The sequence below is a fragment of the Streptomyces sp. Tue6028 genome (assembly GCF_002300165.1).
GTDB classification, from domain to species: domain Bacteria; phylum Actinomycetota; class Actinomycetes; order Streptomycetales; family Streptomycetaceae; genus Streptomyces; species Streptomyces siamensis.
In genome coordinates, this window is record NZ_MLCE01000003.1 from 102,992 (window position 1) to 123,059 (window position 20,068).

Consider the following 20,068-nt stretch of genomic DNA (forward strand, 5'->3'; position numbering starts at 1 on the left):
AGCACGCGGCGAAGGGCAGTCGGTGTGTGGGGCACGCATTCCACCTGATGACGGGACGCTGCCCCGCGTCGATCACCGCGGCGAGTGGAGCGACCACCTGGCCGTCGCAGCCAGGCGCGGCGCTCTGTGTCGGCGCGCTTACTCCGATCGACCTTTGTGTGTAAGGGAGTCGACCGCCTTTGCTGATGTCGCGTAATACGGGGAGCGACGCCAGTGCTCACGGCCCACGGCCGACAGCGCCGGCTTCCATAGATGGACGCCGTGTCGACGCTCCCACCAGATCGCAGTCCGCCAGGTGTGCACGAGACCGAGGACCAGAATCAGCTGAAAGCCCAGGCCGACAAGCGGCGCATGGGCGACATACGCGCCTCCCAGCGTCACCAGGAGGACAAACGCTGCCACACGAAGGCGACCGAGCTGGAGGTGGCGAGTCTGCTCCCCGCGCTGTCCCCGCGCAGGCGACTGTTCGATCGCCACGGCGGAGCCGAAGGCACGCAGTTGACGCGGCCGGTACATCAAGAGATTGGCCGCCCAGAGCAGCGTCAGTACGACGACTCCGGAGATTTGAAGGCGTCCAGCGGTGCCCGAGAGCCTCAGGTCGTCCATGGTCAGAAAAATCAGCACGTCGGCGGCGATCCCCGCCAGGAGTCCAGCCCAGCCCTCTCCCAGCTCAGCAGGGACGATCCGTACAAGCGGTGCTCCGGCCCTGGCACCTTCACCCTCAGTCTTCACGAAGCGCACCCAACACCGACCGCCCACGCCTGTCCAGGGCTCGCCACACCTCCTTGGCGGCCGGCAAGGTGCCTGGTGAGAAGCCAACGGAAACTCAGCGTGCGAGCTCGGGGTTCTCCTTGACTGGCGGCGCACTCTGGAGCTTGTGCCGCGCGCCCGAGCGATGACCGACCACCAGGCCGGCAAGGAATGACCAGATCACCAGGAGTACGACGCCTTCAACCTGAGCGTTCCTGTTTCCCTCGATCACGCCCTTGAGAACTACGGCGGACAACAGAGCAATTCCGCCCAGCCCGATCCAGAGCTGCGGTGTGCGCCGACGACTTGCGTTCTCCGACATGCTGCCCCCTCCCGGGCGCGCGCTTTACCGGGCGATCGGCGTCACCCCCACAGCCGAAAGCGAGCTGCATCAGCGCTCACGCTCCCCGATCCACCACTTCCCGCAGCTCCCCAGGCAACGCAGAGGACCCCTCTCACAGCACCAAGGGCCACTGCCGGGTCGACTCGGCGGCGCCTTCACCCGTATGAGGTCTCGTGCCGTCACACACATCCCGCTACATTCGAACGTATGACCGAATGGCGTGATGCGGAAGAGGCTGCCCTCCCGGTGCCGGACCAGGTGCCGGACTGGCGGGACACCGAATTTGCCCGAACGGGACTCACGCTCACGCTCCACAGGGCCGGCCGACGGCAGAAGACGCAGGTACTGGCCTACCGCGACCAGCCCGACGGCCGTCGTGCCCTGCTCGTCGTTCTCGACTGGCCCCGGCCCACCATCCGTATGACCTGGGTCCTCTGGGACCCTCACCGCATGACCCTGCTGTACGCCGAACACCATGTCCCCGCGGCGGCCGAGGCCGAACGGCAGGACGGCGACGTGGCGCTCGCGGGCGACGACATGCTCGACTGCTTCAACGACAGGCCCGTCTCCTACTGGCCGCACCGCGCGGTCGAGGTGCGCGTGGGTGGCCGCTGGCACGAGGGCGGACTACGGGCTCACTTCAACGGTCCGGGCGGTCGGTCCGTCGCCTGGGTGCAACCACGGTTCTACGAACCTGAGTGGCAAGCCCTCATCTCCTTCAGTCGGTACTACGTCTGGGATCCGGCAACCATCAGATTCCGCGACACTGCCGATTCCTGACGGCATGACGCCTCGGCCGCCGCCCTGACGCGCCCCGTCTTCCGCCCCTCCCGGCGATGCCGCAGAGGGTGCGATGACCGCGGGGGCGGTGACCATGCCGGTCGCCGCCCCCGCACCTTCTGTTGATCACCAAGCTGGGTCACCGCGGAGGGGTCCTGCCGGTGAGCACGCGAGCTCCCGGCGTGGGTGCGATTTCGGGGAGCGAACAGCGACGGGCTGACAGTGACAGGGCGGATTGCCGCGGGGCGAGAGGACTCCGTTCGGCAGGACCGGCGCGGGCAGTCGGAGCCCTCCGTGTCCGTCGACGGTGCCGAAGCGGTCCGAGGCCGCCTCCCACTCCTCGCGCGCCCGACGGGGGCGTCATCCCGTTCCTCGACGTCAGCAGTGCGAAGCCGGTCCAGACGCCGCGGGACCCGTACGACGAGAGCTGGAACAACTGAGCCAGGCCCACGACGGCCCCAGGTGAGCCCGGACTCCGACCACCCGGTGTGAGCACCGCTCACCCCGGGGCGGAGCCACGACGCCCCGACGCCGCGGAATCGCCAAACGCAACCCATTGACACCCGCGCGCCCCGACCCGAGACTCATGCCCAGCCAATTGTGAACTGTTTTTCACTAGACGAACAAGTGAACAACCGACCCATCGCGAACGGACCGCTCCTGTTCCTGGGCCTCCCTCATCTCCAAGGACGAAGATGAACCGCTCCCCCGCCGCACCCCGTCCCCCGCACACCTTCCGCACCGTGTTCCCGGTCCTGGCCCTGTGCTGGCTGGCCGTCTTCTTCGACGGCATGGACGTCAACATCTACGGCGCCGTCATGCCCCACATGCTCGACGACCCGGGACTGGGGCTGACCCCGTCCACAGCGGGCACCATCGGCAGTTGGACCACCTTCGGCATGCTCATCGGCGCGCTCACCGCCGGAAATCTCACCGACTGGCTCGGGCGCCGGCTGATGCTGGTGTCCAGCGTGACCCTGTTCTCCATCGGCTCGGCCATCTGTGCGCTGGCCGGGGGCATCGGCCTGTTCGGCACCGGCCGGTTCGTCTCGGGCCTCGGCCTGGGCGGCCTGATGCCGCTGTGCCTGGCCATGGTGATGGAGTTCGCCCCGCCCCGCAGGGCCGCCCTGACCACCGGTCTGCTGATGACCTCGTACCACGCGGGCGGCATGGCGGCGACGGGGCTCGGGCTGTCCCTCGCACCGGCCGCGGGCTGGCGCTGGGTGTTCTGGGCGGGCGTACTGCCGGCCCTCGTCGCCGTACCGCTGCTGCTGACGCTCCTGCCGGAATCGCCCGGCGTGCTGCTGGCCCGCGGCCTGCGCGACCGGGCCGACGCCGTCGCCGACCGCTACGGGCTGCCACGGCCGACGGCCGTCGCCGCCCCGGCCGCCGGCGCCAAGGGCCGACTGGCGGCGGTGCAGGGGCTGTTCCGCCCCGAAGCGCGCTGGGCGACTCCGCTGCTGTGGCTGGCCTCGTTCTGCGGACTGCTGCTCGTGTACGGCGTGAGCACCTGGCTGCCGCAGATGATGCGGGCCTCGGGTTACGGCCTGAGCTCGTCCGTCAGCTTCCTGCTCGTGATCAATGCGGGCGGCATCGTGGGCCTGCTGATCGCCGGCCGCACCGCCGACCGGTTCGGGCCAGTACGGATCTCGGCGATCTGGTTCGTGCTCACCGCCGCCGGGGCGCTGCTGCTCCAGTCCCACCTCTCGCTGGGCGTCACGTACGCGGTGGTGGCCGTCACCGGCGTGTGGCTGTTCAGCGCGCAGGTCATGGTGTACGCCGCCGCCAACACCGTGTACCGCGACAGCGAGCGCGCCGCGGGCCTGGGCTGGGTCACCGGGATCGGCCGTACCGGCGCCGTCGTCGGCCCGTGGCTGATCGGCACGCTCGCGGGCAACGGCAACGAGGGCTGGGGCTTCACCACCTTCGCGCTGGCGGGACTGCTCGGCGCGGTGGCGATCGTCCTCGTACCGCTCGCCCGGCGGGCCGGCCGGAGCGGCTCGTCCGCCTCGGCACCGCTCACGGCGGCGCCCGCGGACGCCTGATGCCCCGTCTTCCGCCCCTCCCGGCGATGCCTCAGGGAGTGCGATGACCGCGGGGGCGGTGACCAGTCCGGTCGCCGCCCCCGCGTCCCCCGTTGATCACTAAGCTGGGGCACCGCGGAAGAGCCCTGCCGACGAGCACGCGGGCCCCCAGCGAGGGTGCGATTTCGAGGGAGCGAACAGTGACGGGTCGTCAGTGACGAGGCGGATTGCCGCGGGGCGAGAGGACTCCGTTCGGCAGCGCGGGCGCGGGCAGCCGGAACCCGCCGTGGCCGTCGACGGTGCCGAAGCGGTCCGAGGCCGCCTCCCACTCCTCGCGCGCCCGGACGATGTCCTCGTGGCTGCGGCCGATGAAGTTCCACCACATGACGATCTCCTCCTCGAACGGCGTTCCGCCGAGCAGGACCGCGCGGGCTGTGTCGTCCGACTCGTTCGTCAGCGTGAGGGCGTCCGTTCCGGTGGGGACGTAGCCCAGTTCCGCGGGCCGCAGCAGGGTGTCGGCCATGCGGACGTCGCCCTGGTCGACGAGGAGGCCGTGCTCGAAGCCGGGGTCCACGGCGAGTGTGAGCGTCGCCCGGGGTTCGAGGAGGATCTCGGCACCGAGCAGCGGCGTGAAGGTCCGCACCGGGGAGTCGTCGCCGGCGAGGGAGCCGAGGAAGACCCTGATCTCCGCTCCGGCGACGTGTACGGGGGCGGGTGCGTGGTGCTGGAAGTCCCGCTCGGCGTCGCGGTGCTCGGCGGGCAGCGCCACCCAGAGCTGGACGCCGTGCAGGACGGCCGTCCGCGCGGTGGACACCTCGGAGTGGCTGATCCCGTGCCCGCCGGTCATCAGGTTCAGTTCGCCGGGGCGCACGAAGGCGTGGCTGCCGAGGCTGTCGCGGTGCTCGATCTCGCCGCTGAACAGCCAGCTCACCGTCTGGAGCCCGGTGTGCGGGTGCGGTGGCACGTCCATGCCGCCGGTCGCGGACACGTCGTCGGGGCCGTAATGGTCGGCGAAGCACCAGGCTCCGATCAGCGTCCTGGCGCGCTGCGGCAGCGTCCTGCGTACGGTCATCGCCCGCGGGCCGCCCAGCGGCACGTCGCGCGGCGCCAGTACGTCGACCTGCGGCGCATCCGTCGGCCGGGCGCCGTCCGTCGTCGTCCCACAGCGCACTTCCACGGGTTTGGCCTCGACATTGCTCATCGCGGACCGCCTTTCACCCACATGATGATTTCACATTCAACAACTATGCCTGATCATAGAACCACGACACCTTCGCGTACACGACGGACAAGGGAGCCGGGGAGCGGCCCCGAAGGAGCGCCACATTGACCAGCACCACGACGGACTCCGCGACCCGGCGGATCTTCATCGACAAGCAGAGCCCCAAGGCGTACCACGCCATGGTCCAGACGTCCGAGGCGGTGCGCGCGGTCGCCGCCGACGCGGGACTCGACCGCACGCTCGTGGAGCTGGTCAACCTCCGGGTGTCGCAGATCAACGGCTGCGCCTACTGCCTCGACACGCACACCAAGGCGGCCCTGCGCCTGGGCGAGTCGACGCAGCGGCTGGGCGTGCTGGCGGCCTGGCGGGACACCGAACTCTTCACGCCTGAGGAGCGCGCCGCTCTCGCCCTCGCCGAGGCCACCACCGATCCCACGGACGCGGCGGCGCAGGAATCCGCCCTCGACGCGGCCCACCGGGCGCTCACCGACGATCAGGTCTCCGCGGTGATCTGGGTGGCGATCACCATCAACGCCTTCAACCGCGTCTCGATCATGAGCAAGCATCCCGTGCGCAGGATCGAGGGCCCCCGGGCGCACAGCTGACGGGCAGAACCGGGGGGGTCAGGCGGTCGGCCGTCGGGACAACGTCTGTGTGAAGGGCGTCGACGGCCGCTCGAGGCGTTCACCGTCCACGACGATGTCGACGACTTCGTTGTAGAACGCCAGGAGTCCCTTGACGGCGCCCACCGCGGGCAGCGGCTCCGGGTAGCTCCAGACGACGTCGGGCGGCACGTCGGCCGCGCCGCGCCACGACCAGTACTCGGCCGTTCCCTTGTAGGGGCAGCCGCTGCTGTGGTCCGTGGGCGTGAGCAGGTCGAGGCGGACGTCCTCGCGGGGGATGTAGTAGCGGGTCGGCAGGCCGGTCTCGAAGAGCAGGACCGGGCGTCGGGTGTCGGCGACGAGGGTGCCGTCGATCTCGACCTGGACGTGGCGGCTGCTGGGCAGGGCGTCGACCCGTTTGTGCGGGTCACGGGGATGGATGAAGATCTCTTCCTCCTCCTCGTACCAGTGGTCGAGGCCGCGGCCCGTGCGCCGGGACCACTCGAAGGCGATGTGACCGGCCAGATCGTCGGCGGGGAAGGTCCAGGCGGCGTTCTCCAGCAGGGCGCCGTCGGTCTCCAGGTCGTAGAAGATCCGCGATCCGGTGTGGGTGCCGGTCCGCGGGTTCTGGGCCGGGCGGAGCAGGTCCTCGCGGACCTCCGCGCGCGGGAAGGCGTACAGCGGTACGGGCACTCCTGGTTCCCAGACGAGGACGGGGTGGCGGCTGTCGACGACGGTGACGTCGCCCGTGCGGCCGCGCACCCAGCGTTCGCTGGGCTCCCAGAGCAGGCCCTCCGGGGTGGTGCGGACGGACTCGGCGGTGCGCAGTGCGGTCATGGCTCCTTCTCCTGGAGACATCGCGTCCTGGAGACATCGCGCCGAAAGGACGGTGCCGAGACCTGCGGGACGGGGGTGTCCGGGCCGGCCCGTGGGCCGGCCCGGACACCTGGTGCCGTCAGACCAGGTCGAACCGGTCCAGGTCCATGACCTTCGCCCACGCGGCGACGAAGTCGTTCACGAACTTCTCCTTCGCGTCGTCACTCGCGTAGACCTCGGCGAGCGCGCGCAGCTCGGAGTTCGAGCCGAACACGAGGTCGGCACGGGTGCCGGTCCACTTGACCGCGCCGGAGGCGTCACGGCCCTCGAACGTGGTCTGGTCCTCGGAGGTCGACTTCCACGTCGTGCCCAGGTCGAGCAGGTTGACGAAGAAGTCGTTGGTCAGGACGCCCGGCGTCTCGGTGAGGACACCGTGCTTCGACTGCTGGTGGTTGGCGCCCAGGACACGCAGGCCACCGACCAGGACCGTCAGCTCGGGGGCGCTGAGGGTGAGCAGGTTCGCGCGGTCCAGCAGCAGGTACTCGGCCGGCAGGCGGTTGCCCTTGCCGAGGTAGTTGCGGAACCCGTCGGAGGTCGGCTCCAGCGCGGCGAAGGACTCCGCGTCGGTGTGCTCGTCGGTCGCGTCGACACGGCCCGCGGCGAACGGGACCTCGATGGTGATGCCGGCGTCCTTGGCGGCCTTCTCCACGGCGGCGGAGCCGCCGAGCACGATCAGGTCGGCCAGGGAGACCTTCTTGGCACCGGAGTTGAACTCGCGCTGGATGCCCTCCAGGGTGCGCAGCACCGAGGCGAGCTGGTCGGGGTCGTTGGCCTCCCAGCCGCGCTGCGGCTCCAGGCGGATGCGCGCGCCGTTGGCACCGCCGCGCTTGTCGCTGCCGCGGAAGGTGGAGGCCGACGCCCACGCGGTCGAGACCAGCTGCGAGACGGTCAGGCCCGAGTCGAGGAGCTTGGCCTTCAGGGCCGCGATGTCGGCGGCGTCGATGGCCTCGCCCTCGGCCTGCGGCAGCGGGTCCTGCCACAGCAGGGTCTCCTCGGGGACCTCCGGGCCGAGGTACAGCGACTTCGGGCCCATGTCGCGGTGGGTCAGCTTGTACCAGGCGCGGGCGAAGGCGTCCGCGAACTCCTCCGGGTTCTCGTAGAACCGGCGCGAGATCGGCTCGTAGATCGGGTCGAGGCGCAGCGACAGGTCGGTGGTGAGCATCGTCGGGAGGTGCTTCTTCGACGAGTCGTGCGCGTCGGGGATGATCTCCGCGGCGTCCTTCGCCACCCACTGGTGGGCACCGGCCGGGCTCTGGCTGAGCTCGTACTCGTACTCGAACAGGTTCTTGAAGAACCCGTTGCTCCACTGGGTCGGCGTGGTGGTCCAGGTGACCTCCAGGCCGGACGTGATCGCGTCGCCGCCCTTGCCGGTGCCGTAGGTGCTGGCCCAGCCGAGGCCCTGCGCCTCGATCGGGGCGGCCTCGGGGTCGGCGCCGACGTTGTCCGCCGGGCCGGCGCCGTGGGTCTTGCCGAAGGTGTGACCACCGGCGATGAGGGCGACGGTCTCCTCGTCGTTCATCGCCATCCGGCGGAACGTCTCACGGATGTCGCGGGCCGCGGCGATCGGGTCCGGGTTGCCGTTCGGGCCCTCCGGGTTGACGTAGATCAGGCCCATCTGGACCGCGCCGAGCGGGTTCTCCAGCTCGCGGTCGCCGGTGTAGCGCTGGTCGTCGAGCCAGGTGGTCTCGGGACCCCAGTAGACGTCCTCCTCGGCCTCCCACACGTCGGCGCGGCCGCCGCCGAAGCCGAAGGTCGTGAAGCCCATCGTCTCCAGCGCGACATTGCCCGTGAGGACCATCAGGTCGGCCCAGGACAGGCTCTTGCCGTACTTCTTCTTGACCGGCCACAGCAGGCGGCGGGCCTTGTCCAGGTTGCCGTTGTCCGGCCAGCTGTTGAGCGGGGCGAAGCGCTGCTGGCCGGCGCCGGCGCCGCCGCGGCCGTCGCTGATGCGGTAGGTGCCCGCGCTGTGCCAGGCCATACGGATCATCAGCGGGCCGTAGTTGCCGAAGTCGGCGGGCCACCAGTCCTGGGAATCGGTGAGGACCTCGGCGATGTCCTGCTTCACGGCGGCGAGGTCGAGGCCGTTGAACGCCTCGGCGTAGTCGAACTCCTCGCCGAGCGGGTTGGCCACGGCGGGGTTCTTGGCAAGAATCTTCAGGTTGAGCCGATCCGGCCACCACTGGCGGTTCCCGCCGCCCTGGGTCGGGTGCGCGGCACGGCCGTGCGCGACCGGGCAGCCGCCCTCGCCCTCCGATTTCGCGTCAGTGACGATTGCGTCATGGTTCTCAGACATGGGAATCCTTCCGGGCTGGGCGGATCACGTTGTTCAGGAACTAATCGGTTACTAGGCAGCGGCAGAACAGGCGGAGCACAGGCCCCAGTAGATGACCTCGGCCTCGTCGATCGCGAAGCCGTGGTCTTCGGACGCGGTGAGGCACGGAGCCTCACGGACCGCGCAGTCGACGTCGGCGACCGCACCGCACGAGCGGCACACGACGTGGTGGTGGTTGTCCCCCACACGTCCCTCGAAGCGGGCCGGACTCCCGGCCGGCTCGATGCGGCGTATGAGTCCCGCCGCGGTGAGCGCGTGGAGGGCGTCGTACACGGCTTGAAGTGATATGTGACCCACGCGGTCGCGCACACCGGAGGCGATCGCCTCGACACCGAGGTGGTCACCGTCGCGGACGGTCTCCAGCAGTGCCACGCGGGCCGCCGTCACCCGCAGGCCGGCACCGCGCAGCTCCTGGGCGGTGGACGGATTCCGGGATGCGGTCATGGCACCGAACCTACCCTCATAAACACGAACGATTCAAGAAAACGAACCATGCCAGTCTGGTGTCGTGCACCTGTCGGCCGCGAGGCCGTCGTCGCCTTCGTCGTCGCGGTCGCCGGCCGGGGAGTGCTGGGGATTGACCCCGGGAGCCTGCCGAGGCTGCCCTCACCCCCCGAAGCGCCTGCCTGCCAAAGTGATCGCCCCTTGCCCCGTGCCCAGCGTGATGACGCATGGCAACTTCTCCCTGACCACCGCGCCGGGCATACGCCCCGGCCTCGCGGCCCTGGTGCTGCCCGCCGCCCCGGCCGCGGGCGCACGGCCGGCCCGACCGCACCCGCCCGCTGCAGCACAACTGGAGGTTCGCGCAGGTTCCGCGTGACGTACGTCGGTCGCATCAGCACAAGTACGCAGGTGAGCGCCCTGTACCGGACGATTCGGCGAGCGCACGCGATTCCCGCTCACAGGAAGATCCCGCAAGCGGAGCAAGGAACCCGCCCGTGAGTACGGGAATTGAGAAGTCGCCCGTCAGGCAACCCATGCGTCGACGTGTCGATGCTCGTCCAACCCCACGGCTGAGAACTCGTCCTCGCCAGCGCTCGCCACTACGCCCAACCGCCGCAGCGCCCCCGACAATTTGATCATTCTGGAGCACGCACCCGGCCAGTACCGGCTGCACCACCAGGACGAAGACCCGCGAGACCGCGATCCCCGTGGGGTTCTGTACGCACGGTGCGAATGGAACCCGGTCGATGAACACAGCATGCCCACCGGGGAAGCCCGATGGGGATTCATGCACCCGCACCGCCAGATGATGACGATGCAGGCCCTGCGGTGCCAGGTGTGCACGAGGCCCGCGCGCACACGGCTGGGCTTCATCTTCCTCGCAGGGCCCCGGGATGAGGACCCCACCCAGACGGAGATCCTGACGTACCAGCCCCCGGTATGCGCACGAGATCAACAAGGGCTGTGACTAACTTCTGCTGCCCGGTAAGCGCTGGTCAGCGGGTGCCCGAGTTTGGACTGACCAGATCACTCCGTCACGGGCAGACACTCGGCGAGCAGGTCGACGACGTCGTGCCAGGCGCGCTGCGCATGCCGTGGGTGGTATCCGACGCCGGGGCGCACGGTGTGGTCGACCGGCGGGTGGTGGAAGGCGTGCAAGGCGCCGCCGTAGACCACGAGGCGCCAGTCGACGCCCGCGGCCTGCATCTCGGCTGTGAATGCGTCCCGTTGTGCGGGCGGCATGATCGGGTCTTCCGATCCGACCCCGGCCCACACCGGGCAGCGGATGCGCGCAGCCTCGCCCGGTCGGCCGGTGGTCAGTGCGTTGACGGTCCCGATCGCGCGCAGGTCGACGCCGTCGCGCCCGAGTTCCAGCGCGATCGCGCCGCCGGTGCCGTAGCCGACGGCGGCGATCCGGTCTGGGTCGCTCCGCGGTTCGGCGCGCAGCACGTCGAGCGCCGCGTGGCCGATGCCCCGCATCCGGTCGGGGTCGTCGAGCAGCGGCAGGCACCGGGCCAGCATCTCCTCGGGGTCGCCCAAATAGCGTCCGCCGTGGATGTCGAAGGCGAGCGCCACGTACCCCAGTTCGGCGAGGGTGTCGGCCCGACGGCGCTCGACGTCGCTGAGCCCCGTGCCCTCCGGGCCAAGCAGCACTGCGGGCCGGCGGTCGCTACCGGCCGGGAGCGCGAGGTGCCCGATCATCGTCAAACCGTCGGCCGGGTACCGGACCGTACGCGTCGTAATCGTCGTCATGAGACCGGACAGTAGTGATCGTCGAGTCCGGGCGCGCCGGTGTTCTGCCGCCGGCAGAACAGCGCTGGACGGTGTTATGTGACCTGTGGGGGGTGTCTCAGCCCCAAGGTGTCTCAGGCAGCGCAGCTCCCCTGGACGAGACGTGACGGGCGTCGCGGCCACGTGCCGCAGCGGCCGCTCAGAGGTGGCCGTCCAGGAACTTCCGTACCTCGGCGATGGTCACAGGCCCCGTGCCATGCGCCACCGCCTCTCCCTCCTTCAGCAGGACGTAGGACGGGGCTCCGGTGATCCCGTATCGCTCGGTTGCGGCCGGACAACGCGTGATGTCGGCGCGGACGACCGTCAGGCGGCCCGTGTAGTCGTCGGCGATGCCACCTACTACGAGGTCCATCACCCGGCAGGGCTCGATTGCCTTGGGCCATGTCCCGGTGAAGTATGCGAGGACCGGAACTCCGCTCATCCCGAGGATGAAATTGAACTCCGCGTCCTCACGGGGTCGGTGAACCCGCTTCGCCATGGCCGCTCCTGACCTCACGTTCCGTCATTCCATCCCTATCATCCCTCGCGCGGTGTGCCAGGCCGGCCCGGTCGGTCGTCCGGTTGACCTGTCGGAAGGGAGGCACGGGGCCGTCGCAGAACTACGGTGGTCTCCGGCGCGAGCGGCCCGGCCCCCTCCCCTCGCCCCTGGTGACCCGGCCTGGCCGTCAGAGACAGCCCCCCCGACGGGCTTCCCGAGGCCTTGTCTGGTCTTCACATCAACCCCCGGTCTCAGCTGACCAATACCGCTCCTCCCCGGGCCGCATGAGCCAGCTGATGGCACCGAGAACGAGGCACAATTCCTGGACCGCTAGCGGACACAGTCGTGGACGGTCGAAGTACGCGTCAGCTGACCCCAAGACCGACCGCCAGCGTCAGTTCAAGGACCCGCTGTGGCGATGCGAGATCCGGAAACAGCTCCCGCAGCTGCGACATCCGGTACCGGACCGTCTGGGGATGGACGAACAACGCCGCCGCCACCTCGTCCCGCCTGCCCTGGTGCAGCAGCCACGCCCGCAACGTCTCCTCCAGCCGCCGTGCGGTCGCGACAGGCAAGGTCCGCAACGGTGCGAGGGCTCGGGCACGCAGGTCTGCGAACGCGTCCGCGTCAGCGCTGAGCACCAGCTCGGGCAGGTGGTCCTCGGTGTCGCGAATATCAGAGGAGAGGGAGCGCGCGCGTACGGCTCGTGCGTACGAGGCGGACGCACGAGTCCACGGCCGGGCCGGGCCGACGACGGCGGTGCGGTCGGTCAGCTGCCTCAAGAGATGTGTTCGGTCGACATCGGGGACGAGCAACACACCAGTGGCGTCCGGTAGATCGTCGAGGACGAGGGTGCTCGGGTCGAGCGCACGGTAGGCGGGCCGGGCCTGGCCGGCGGGCAGCAGGACCGCGGTCAGCGAAACCGGAGGCTGCCACCCGGCCCGTTGAACAGAGGCCAGCAGCACGTCCGGGCTCGCGTCGGCGAGGAGGTCGCGGGCCAGGTGTTCCAGGTGGCGCTCGTGGGCCCTGCCCCGTGCGGCCAGTTCGTCGGCGTGGCCCGCGGCGCTCGCGGCGGAGAGCTCGTCGATGTAGGCGAAGGTCAGCTCGGCGAACTTGGCGACCTCGGCGGCGGGCAGACCTGCGGGTACGGCACCCGCTGCCAGGCATCGCCAGGCCACGCGGGCGCCGACGCGGTAGGCGCTGAGTAGGGCGTCCATCGAACGGCCGTCGCGCACCTCGCCGCGGCCCAGCTCGTAGGCTGCGTCACCGCCGTCGCCGCCTGTGGCGTTCCCGCTCGCGAGGTCCAGGTAGTGCCCCAAGGCGGTGCGGACGGCTCGGCGGATGGTGCCGCCCATACGGCCCGAAAGGGCGTTGGCGTAGGGAGGGACCTCGTCGATGATCGCCTGGACGATCTCGTCGGCGGTGGCCTTCAGCGCGGCCCGAAGTACGGTGACCGTCGTCTCATCCAGGGCCAGTTCGCTGGCCCTCCGGATTGCATGGTTCACGTTTTTGTTCCCTGCGAACAATTCAGCCGACCAGATTTACGTCCTGCGGTCAGGACTTTACGCCTTGAGGCGCAGCAAGCTGGAGTCATGACGAGTGCAGCCCTCCGCAGCAGGGCGTGGAAACTGCTGGAGATGGTCACGACGCCGCTGCTGCCGTCGGACTACCTCGACCTGGTCAGCCCGCTGCGCGCCGGCGCTGACTTGCGTGGGCGCATCGAGGCCGTACACCCCGAGACGGGTGACGCCGCGACTGTCGTGATCAGGCCGGGACGGGGCTGGCGCGGCCACACAGCCGGTCAGTACGTGCGGATCGGGGTCGACGTCGACGGGGTGCGCCTGTGGCGGGCCTACTCCATCACCTCGCCGACAAACCGCCAGGACGGCCGCGTCACGATCACCGTGAAGGCGATCCCGGACGGCAAGGTCAGCAACCACCTGGTCCGCAGGGCGAAACCGGGCACGCTGGTCCAACTCGACCAGCCGACCGGTGACTTCGTGCTGCCACAGGCCAAGCCCGCCAAGGTGCTCTACCTGACGGCCGGCAGCGGCATCACGCCCGTGATGGGCATGCTGCGCGACATCGAGTTCGACGACGCCGTCATGGTCCACTGCGCGCCGCAGCCGCAAGACGTGATCTTCCGCAACGAACTGCACGACCTGGTCGCCGACAAGAAGCTGCGGCTCACCGAGGTGCACACCGACACGGACGGCATGCTCGACATCGCCCGTCTCGACGAACTCGTGCCCGACTGGACCGAACGCGAGACCTGGGCTTGCGGGCCCGCGGGACTGCTCGACGCCGCCGAAGAGCACTGGAGCGAGCACGGCGTACAAGAGCGCCTGCACACCGAACGCTTCCGCCCCAGCATCATCGCCGCCGGCGACGGCGGTGAGGTCACGTTCAGTGCCACCGGAAAGACCGTCGACGCCGACGGCGCCACGCCGTTGCTGGACATCGGCGAGGAGGCCGGTGTGCTCATGCCCTCCGGGTGCCGCATGGGCATCTGCTTCGGCTGCGTCACGCCACTCAAGGCGGGCGCCGTCCGCGACCTGCGCACCGGCGAGATCACCGAGGCCGAGCCGGGCGTCCTCATCCAGACCTGCGTGTCCGCCGCGGCGGGCCCCTGCGACATCGAACGGTAGGAACGCCTTGACCGCCATCGACCCCACAGCGCACCTGACCGCGGAGCAGATCGAGGAGCTCGGCCGCGAGCTGGACGCGATCCGCGACGAGGTGATCGCCGGCCGCGGCGAGAAAGACGCCGCCTACATCCGTAAAGTCATCTCGGCGCAGCGCAAGCTCGAGCTGGTCAGCAGGGGCGTGCTGCTGTTCTCGATCTTCCCGCCCGCGTGGCTGCTCGGCACCGCCGGCCTGTCCGTGGCGAAGATCATGGACAACATGGAGATCGGCCACAACGTCCTGCACGGCCAGTGGGACTGGATGCGAGACCCGAAGATTCACTCCACCACCTGGGAGTGGGATCACGTCTCGCCGTCCGAGCAGTGGAAGCACTCGCACAACGAGCTGCACCACACGTACACCAACGTGATCGGCAAGGACAACGACCTCGGCTACGGCATCATGCGCGTCGACGAGGACCAGGAGTGGCACCCGATCCACCTCGGCCAGCCGCTGTGGAACTTCATCAACGCCTGTTTCTTCGAGTACGGCATCGCAGCGTACGACCTGGAACTCGGCAAGAACCTGCACAAGCGCCGCCGCAAGGACCCGGAGTTCCGCGCGCGGGCCAAGGCCGTGGGCCGCAAGATCCGCAAGCAGGTGCTCAAGGACTACGTGATCCACCCGCTGCTGTCGGGCCCGTCGTTCCTCACCACGCTCGCCGCCACGTTCACCGCGAACCTGGTCCGCAACATCTGGTCCCACTCGGTGATCATGTGCGGGCACTTCCCCGAGGGCGTGCAGGTCTTCGAGCGCCGGTCGATCGAGGGCGAGACGCGCGGCCAGTGGTACCTGCGCCAGATGATGGGCTCGGCGAACATCAGCGGCAGCAGGGCCATGCACTTCATGACCGGCAACCTGTCGCACCAGATCGAGCACCACCTGTTCCCGGACCTGCCGAGCAACCGGTACGCCGAGGTCGCGGTGAAGGTGCGCGCGCTGTTCGAGAAGTACGAGCTGGAGTACGTCACCGGGCCGCTGCCCAAGCAGGTGTTCTCCGCGTGGCGCAAGGTCTTCCGGCTCTCGCTGCCGAACAAGCAGCCCAAGGTCAAGACGCCGGACCGCGAGCAGGAGCTCGTCGCGGCCTGATCCCGGTATTGGTTCAGATTCCCCCCGGTCCAGCCCACGTGGCTTCGTGCTCGCCTTGATTGGCGAGGCCGTTCGTTGAAGAACACCTGGTCATCCGTCCCGGGCGCGTTCCGGGGATCAAGGTCCCGCTGCTGGACGCGCCGCCGTGGAAGGGCAGATTATGCAAGCACGGCGGTGGTGGCCGGTGACACCAGCCGGTGGCTCCGGTTACGGAGGAGACACCACTGAGCGAAGCTGCCTTCGAGAGCTGACTCCGAGCTTCGCGAAAACGTTGCCAAGGTGCCATTCCACCGTGCGCGGGCTGATGAACAACTGGGCGGCGATCTCCTGGTTGGTGTGCCCGTCTCTGGCCAGCCCGGCGATCTGGGCTTCTTGGCCGGTGAGCTCGGTGTCGGTGCCGTCCGTCCGCTTGCGTGCGGTTTCCCCGGTCGCCGAGAGCTCCTTGCGGGCGCGCTCGGCGAAGCCGTCGGCTCCGAACCGATCAAACGCCTCGTAGGCGGACCGTAGCTGAACACGGCTGTCCTGGCGGCGGTTACGACGACGCAGCCACTCGCCGTACAGCAGTCGGGCACGGGCCAGGTGGACGGCGGTGCGACAGCCTCCGAGGTGCTCGATCGCCTCCTGGTAGAGCGCGTCGGCAGCCTGGTCGTCGGCCACCAGGGCACGCGCGCAGGCCCCTACCCCCAGGGCCCACCGGGTTCCGCTCGCGCGGGTGCGCTCGGTGAGGTCGTCCAGTGCCGCCACCGCGACCTCCGGCTGCCCGTCGCGGACGGCCGCCTCGACGAGTTCGGACAGTGCCCACCCGAAGAAGGCCAGATCCTCGTACTGGCATGCGCGCGTCGCGGCTGCCAGCGCGGCGTCGTAGCGGCCGAGGCCGTTGTACAGGACTGCGGTCGCGTACTCGGCAAGGCCCAGACTGCGCCCCTCGCCCCTGGCGCGCACCTCTTCGACGGTGGTCTCGATGAGATCCCTCGCCTGGCGCTCCTGGCCCCGCAAGGCGCCGAGCACGAGTGACGTGTACATCATGGGTACGCCGCCAACGGCGTCCGAGATCGCCGTGGCCTCGTCGATCAGAGCCGCTGCGGTGTCGAACTCGCCGGCATGGACATGGGTGAACGCCTGGTAGGTCAGGGCCATCGGAAGGATGGTGAGCGCCCCCGCTTCACGGGCGATGCGGACGGCGCCGATCGCCAGTCGGTACCACGCGTCGTCGTCCCACAGCTCGGACGCGAGAGGCTCGGGTATCAGACGGAAGGCGAGCCACAGCCAGCGCCGGTCCTCATCCGTCACGCCGGACGCCTGGTGCTGCTCCTGCTCCTGCTCCTGCTGGACGACGTGCAGTGCGTGCCTGAGAGGGGCGACGCCGGCGGCGTAGCCATCGAGGATCCGGTCGACCACGCTGTCCAGAAGAATGTCCACCGTCCGCGGTGGCGTCGACGGCGGCGGTCCCGCGCGGACCGCCTCGGCCACCTCCCGCAGCCCGGGCCCCTCGCTCAGACGGCCGGCGAAGATCGCCGCGCCGACCGCTTCCAGGAGGGTGTCACGGGCGAGAGCGGCGTGGAGAGGCGCCAGCCGATGCGCCGCGTCGAGCAGGAGCCGGGGCGCGTCGCCACCTCGCACCTGGGAGAACACCAGTCGGGCTCGCAGCCGCTCGATGCGGGCGCGTCGCAGGTCGTCCAGAGGGCCGGCCTCCGCGGCCGTCAGCATCGTGCAGGCCTGGTCGGCCGCGCCGGCGTCGATCGCGGCCTGGGCGGCGGCCAGTGCGCGGGTGACACGGCGTGCGGGATCGGGCGTCAGTTCCGCCGCCCGCCGCAGGAACGAGGCTGCCGCGGCGTTTCCTCCCCTGCCTCGGGCCCGGCCGGCCGAGCGCTCCAGGTCGACGGCGACGCTCTCGTCCGGCTGGGCGGCGGCATGGGCGTGGTGCCACGCCCTGCGATCAGGATCAAGGTGGGGATCGGTGGCTTCTGCCAGTGCTCGGTGTGCCGCACGGCGATCCGGCGCGGACGCCCGCTGATAGATGGCCGAGCGCACCAGGGGGTGGTGGAACCGGACCACGGTGTCGTATTCGACGAGCCCTGCGGCCTCGGCCGGCACTGCGGCGTCCTGCGGTATCTCCTGCAGGCCGGCTGCGCGCCACAGCAGGCGCGCGTCTCCGGTCGGTTCCGCCGCGGCGATCAGCAGGAGACGCCGGCCGTCCTGCGGAAGTGATCGGAACTGCTGGTAGAAGGCGTTCTCGATGCGGCCTGCCACGGGGCGCCCGCCGGGAAGCCGGAATCCGCCCGCCAGCTCCGCGGGCGCTTGCGGCAGCTGCAGCAGCAGGGCCATCGGATTGCCGTGGGCCTCGGCGACGATCCGGTCCCGTACCAGCGGGTCGAGGGGCACCCGGAGAGCCGAAGCCAGCAGGGTGCGTGCGGCGCGCTCGCTGAGGCCGTCGAGGATCAGTTCCGGCAGGCCGGTCAGCTCACGGTGGTCGTCAGGCTCCCGCAGGGCAAAGATCAACGCCATCGGTTCGGCCATCAACCGTCTGGCGACGAACACCAGCGTTTCCATGGACTCCGCGTCCAGCCACTGCGCATCATCGATGAGGCAGGCCAGTGGCTGTGCCTCGGCGGCGCCGGCGAGCAGATCGAGCGCGGCGAGGCCCACCAGGTACCGATTCGGCGCCTTGCCCTCCCGTAGTCCGAACGCCACGGACAACGCGTCGCGCTGCGGCTCCGGCAGTTGTTGAAGCCGGTCCAGCGTGCCGGTGAACGTGCACAGCTGCTGAAGGCCCGCGAACGGAAGTCTCATCTCCGACTGGACGCCCGCGATGGCGGCGGTTCGGAACCCGACGGCCCGGTCGGCCGCGTAGTCCAGCAAGGCGGTCTTGCCGACCCCGGCCTCGCCGCGAAGAACCAGGACCGCGCTGCTGCCCGCCTGCGCCGTGGCCAGTACCCGCTCCAGTGCGGCCAGCTCCCGCTCCCGCCCCAGAAGTCCGACCTGAGCATCGATGCCGGGCACGCCCATAGTCGATCTCCTGACCCCGCTGCCTGGTGTGTTTCCCCGCGGCCGGCCGAAGGGACCGGTCAGCTCGGCATGGCCCCTTCGGACATCACCCTTGTCACCGTAGTGCACTTTGAGTGCTTTTTTCCGATATCAGACTTATACCCGCATAAGGTCTCCGGTGCTCTGACTCATCAGGCAGCGACTCTCAGCGCCCCTACGTGATCCACGGTTGCGTCGCCTCCGCCGCGAGTGCGCTGTCCCCGGGTCCGGCCCCGGGACCAACCCCCGGGGGTTTCCCGGGGGCGATGCCTGCCCGACCTCGGAAATGGTGGACGAGCCTGCGACACGAGGTCGCCGGCGACAGCAAGGAGATTCATATGTCCGCCACTACCGGCACTCCCGAGATCCGGCCATTCACGTTCGAGTTCCCCCAGGCGGAACTCGACGATCTGCGTGCACGCGTCGAGGCGGCACGGTGGCCCGAGAAGGAGACCGTCGCGGACCAGTCGCAGGGCACGCAGCTGGAGACCATGAAGGAGCTCGCGCGCTACTGGGCGTCGGAGTACGACTGGCGCAGGGTCGAGGCGAAGCTGAAGGCCCTGCCGCACTTCATCACCGAGATAGACGGACTGGACATCCACTTCATCCACGTCCGGTCGAAGCACGAGAACGCCCTGCCGCTGATCGTCACGCACGGCTGGCCGGGCTCGATCGTCGAGCAGCTGAAGATCATCGAGCCGCTGGTCGACCCCACCGCCCACGGCGGGAGCGCGTCGGACGCCTTCCACGTGATCATCCCGTCGATGCCCGGCTACGGCTTCTCGGGCAAGCCCACCTCCACCGGCTGGGGCCCCGAGCGCATCGCACGCGCCTGGGGCGAGCTGATGAAGCGCCTGGGCTACACGAAGTACGCGGCCCAGGGCGGCGACTGGGGTGCGATCATCTCCGACTTCATGGGGGTCCAGGCACCCGAGGGCCTGATCGGCATCCACACCAACATGGCCGGCGTCGTGCCGAGCGCCATCGACGCTGCGCTCATCGCGGGCAATCCGCTGCCCGCGGGCCTGTCGCTCTCCGACGAGGAGAAGGCGGCGGTGGAGCAGCTGGACTTCGTGTACCGGCACGTCTACTTCGCCTACCTGATGGCGTCGCGTCCGCAGACGCTGACCGGGCTGGTGGACTCCCCCGTCGGTCTGGCGGCCTTCCTGCTCGACCACGACGCGGCCAGCCTGGCCATGATCTCCCGGTCCTTCGCCGGCGAGAAGGAGGGCCTGACCCGGGACGACGTCCTGGACAACATCACGCTCTTCTGGCTGACCAACACGGCGGTCTCCGCGGCTCGCCTCTACGCCGAGAACAAGACCTCCTTCTTCGGGGTCAAGGGTGTCGCCCTCCCGGTCGCCGTGAGCGTCTTCCCCGACGAGATGTACCGGGCCCCGAAGAGCTGGGCGGAGCAGGCCTACCCGAACCTCGTCCACTACAACGAGCTTCCCAAGGGCGGCCACTTCGCCGCCTGGGAGCAGCCGGAGCTCCTCGTGAACGAGATCCGCTCGGGCCTGCGAAGCCTGCGGTAATAGACAGTTCCTGACGCCTGCACAGGCACACGCCCCGCGGGGCGGCCGAGCGACCCGACTCCGGGTCCGCCTGGCCGCCCCGCGGGGCGTTCG

16 protein-coding genes are annotated in these 20,068 nt (G+C 69.7%); 6 read left to right on the top strand and 10 right to left on the bottom strand.

Annotated elements, in window-relative coordinates; translation table 11 throughout:
* Positions 1-138: 138 nt before the first annotated feature.
* Both BKI49_RS02400 and BKI49_RS34960 read right to left on the bottom strand, forming a co-directional pair.
* On the bottom strand, positions 139-732 hold the full coding sequence (locus BKI49_RS02400) for a hypothetical protein (protein ID WP_143658354.1): 594 nt from the start codon (positions 730-732) through the stop codon (positions 139-141).
* Positions 733-826: 94 nt separating this feature from the next.
* Complete coding sequence (locus tag BKI49_RS34960) at positions 827-1,072, bottom strand: hypothetical protein (RefSeq protein WP_143658356.1); 246 nt, start codon at positions 1,070-1,072, stop codon at positions 827-829.
* A gap of 228 nt (positions 1,073-1,300) precedes the next feature.
* Here BKI49_RS34960 and BKI49_RS02405 point away from each other — a divergent pair, with 228 nt between their 5' ends.
* A complete protein-coding gene (locus BKI49_RS02405) occupies positions 1,301-1,873 on the top strand; it encodes a hypothetical protein (protein ID WP_143658358.1) in 573 nt (190 codons plus the stop codon).
* Positions 1,874-2,568: 695 nt separating this feature from the next.
* Positions 2,569-3,918, top strand: a complete 1,350-nt coding sequence (locus tag BKI49_RS02415; protein WP_095932497.1) for an MFS transporter — start codon at positions 2,569-2,571, stop codon at positions 3,916-3,918.
* Between the two features lie 190 nt (positions 3,919-4,108).
* Here the strand turns inward: BKI49_RS02415 and BKI49_RS02420 are convergent, their stop codons facing one another.
* A complete protein-coding gene (locus BKI49_RS02420) occupies positions 4,109-5,098 on the bottom strand; it encodes a pirin family protein (protein WP_095932498.1) in 990 nt (329 codons plus the stop codon).
* 125 nt (positions 5,099-5,223) lie between these two features.
* On the opposite strand from BKI49_RS02420, the gene BKI49_RS02425 reads away from it, so the two are divergent.
* Positions 5,224-5,724, top strand: coding sequence for a carboxymuconolactone decarboxylase family protein (locus BKI49_RS02425; protein WP_095932499.1), 501 nt, complete (start codon positions 5,224-5,226; stop codon positions 5,722-5,724).
* A gap of 18 nt (positions 5,725-5,742) precedes the next feature.
* Here the strand turns inward: BKI49_RS02425 and BKI49_RS02430 are convergent, their stop codons facing one another.
* From BKI49_RS02430 to BKI49_RS02460, 6 genes are all read right to left on the bottom strand, one after another.
* Positions 5,743-6,558 (bottom strand): DUF427 domain-containing protein, encoded by an 816-nt coding sequence (locus BKI49_RS02430; protein WP_095932500.1) that lies wholly within the window; start codon positions 6,556-6,558, stop codon positions 5,743-5,745.
* A 118-nt stretch (positions 6,559-6,676) separates the two neighbouring features.
* Positions 6,677-8,890: a catalase/peroxidase HPI gene (gene katG, locus BKI49_RS02435; protein ID WP_095932501.1), complete on the bottom strand. Its 2,214-nt coding sequence runs from the start codon at positions 8,888-8,890 to the stop codon at positions 6,677-6,679.
* Positions 8,891-8,941: 51 nt separating this feature from the next.
* The gene (locus BKI49_RS02440) at positions 8,942-9,373 is read right to left on the bottom strand and encodes a Fur family transcriptional regulator (protein WP_095932502.1); all 432 of its coding nucleotides are present in this window, start codon (positions 9,371-9,373) and stop codon (positions 8,942-8,944) included.
* Between the two features lie 1,026 nt (positions 9,374-10,399).
* Positions 10,400-11,125, bottom strand: coding sequence for a dienelactone hydrolase family protein (locus tag BKI49_RS02450; protein ID WP_095932504.1), 726 nt, complete (start codon positions 11,123-11,125; stop codon positions 10,400-10,402).
* Between the two features lie 178 nt (positions 11,126-11,303).
* A complete protein-coding gene (locus BKI49_RS02455; RefSeq protein ID WP_095932505.1) occupies positions 11,304-11,642 on the bottom strand; it encodes a thioredoxin family protein in 339 nt (112 codons plus the stop codon).
* 365 nt (positions 11,643-12,007) lie between these two features.
* Positions 12,008-13,147: a PucR family transcriptional regulator gene (locus BKI49_RS02460; protein WP_095932506.1), complete on the bottom strand. Its 1,140-nt coding sequence runs from the start codon at positions 13,145-13,147 to the stop codon at positions 12,008-12,010.
* 87 nt (positions 13,148-13,234) lie between these two features.
* Here BKI49_RS02460 and BKI49_RS02465 point away from each other — a divergent pair, with 87 nt between their 5' ends.
* Positions 13,235-14,290, top strand: coding sequence for a ferredoxin reductase (locus BKI49_RS02465; protein ID WP_095932507.1), 1,056 nt, complete (start codon positions 13,235-13,237; stop codon positions 14,288-14,290).
* A 7-nt stretch (positions 14,291-14,297) separates the two neighbouring features.
* The gene (locus tag BKI49_RS02470) at positions 14,298-15,416 is read left to right on the top strand and encodes a fatty acid desaturase family protein (RefSeq protein ID WP_095932508.1); all 1,119 of its coding nucleotides are present in this window, start codon (positions 14,298-14,300) and stop codon (positions 15,414-15,416) included.
* Between the two features lie 207 nt (positions 15,417-15,623).
* On the opposite strand, the gene BKI49_RS02475 is transcribed toward BKI49_RS02470, so the two are convergent.
* Positions 15,624-18,422: a helix-turn-helix transcriptional regulator gene (locus tag BKI49_RS02475; protein WP_095932509.1), complete on the bottom strand. Its 2,799-nt coding sequence runs from the start codon at positions 18,420-18,422 to the stop codon at positions 15,624-15,626.
* 356 nt (positions 18,423-18,778) lie between these two features.
* On the opposite strand from BKI49_RS02475, the gene BKI49_RS02480 reads away from it, so the two are divergent.
* Complete coding sequence (locus BKI49_RS02480) at positions 18,779-19,975, top strand: epoxide hydrolase family protein (protein ID WP_095932510.1); 1,197 nt, start codon at positions 18,779-18,781, stop codon at positions 19,973-19,975.
* Positions 19,976-20,068: the final 93 nt, after the last annotated feature.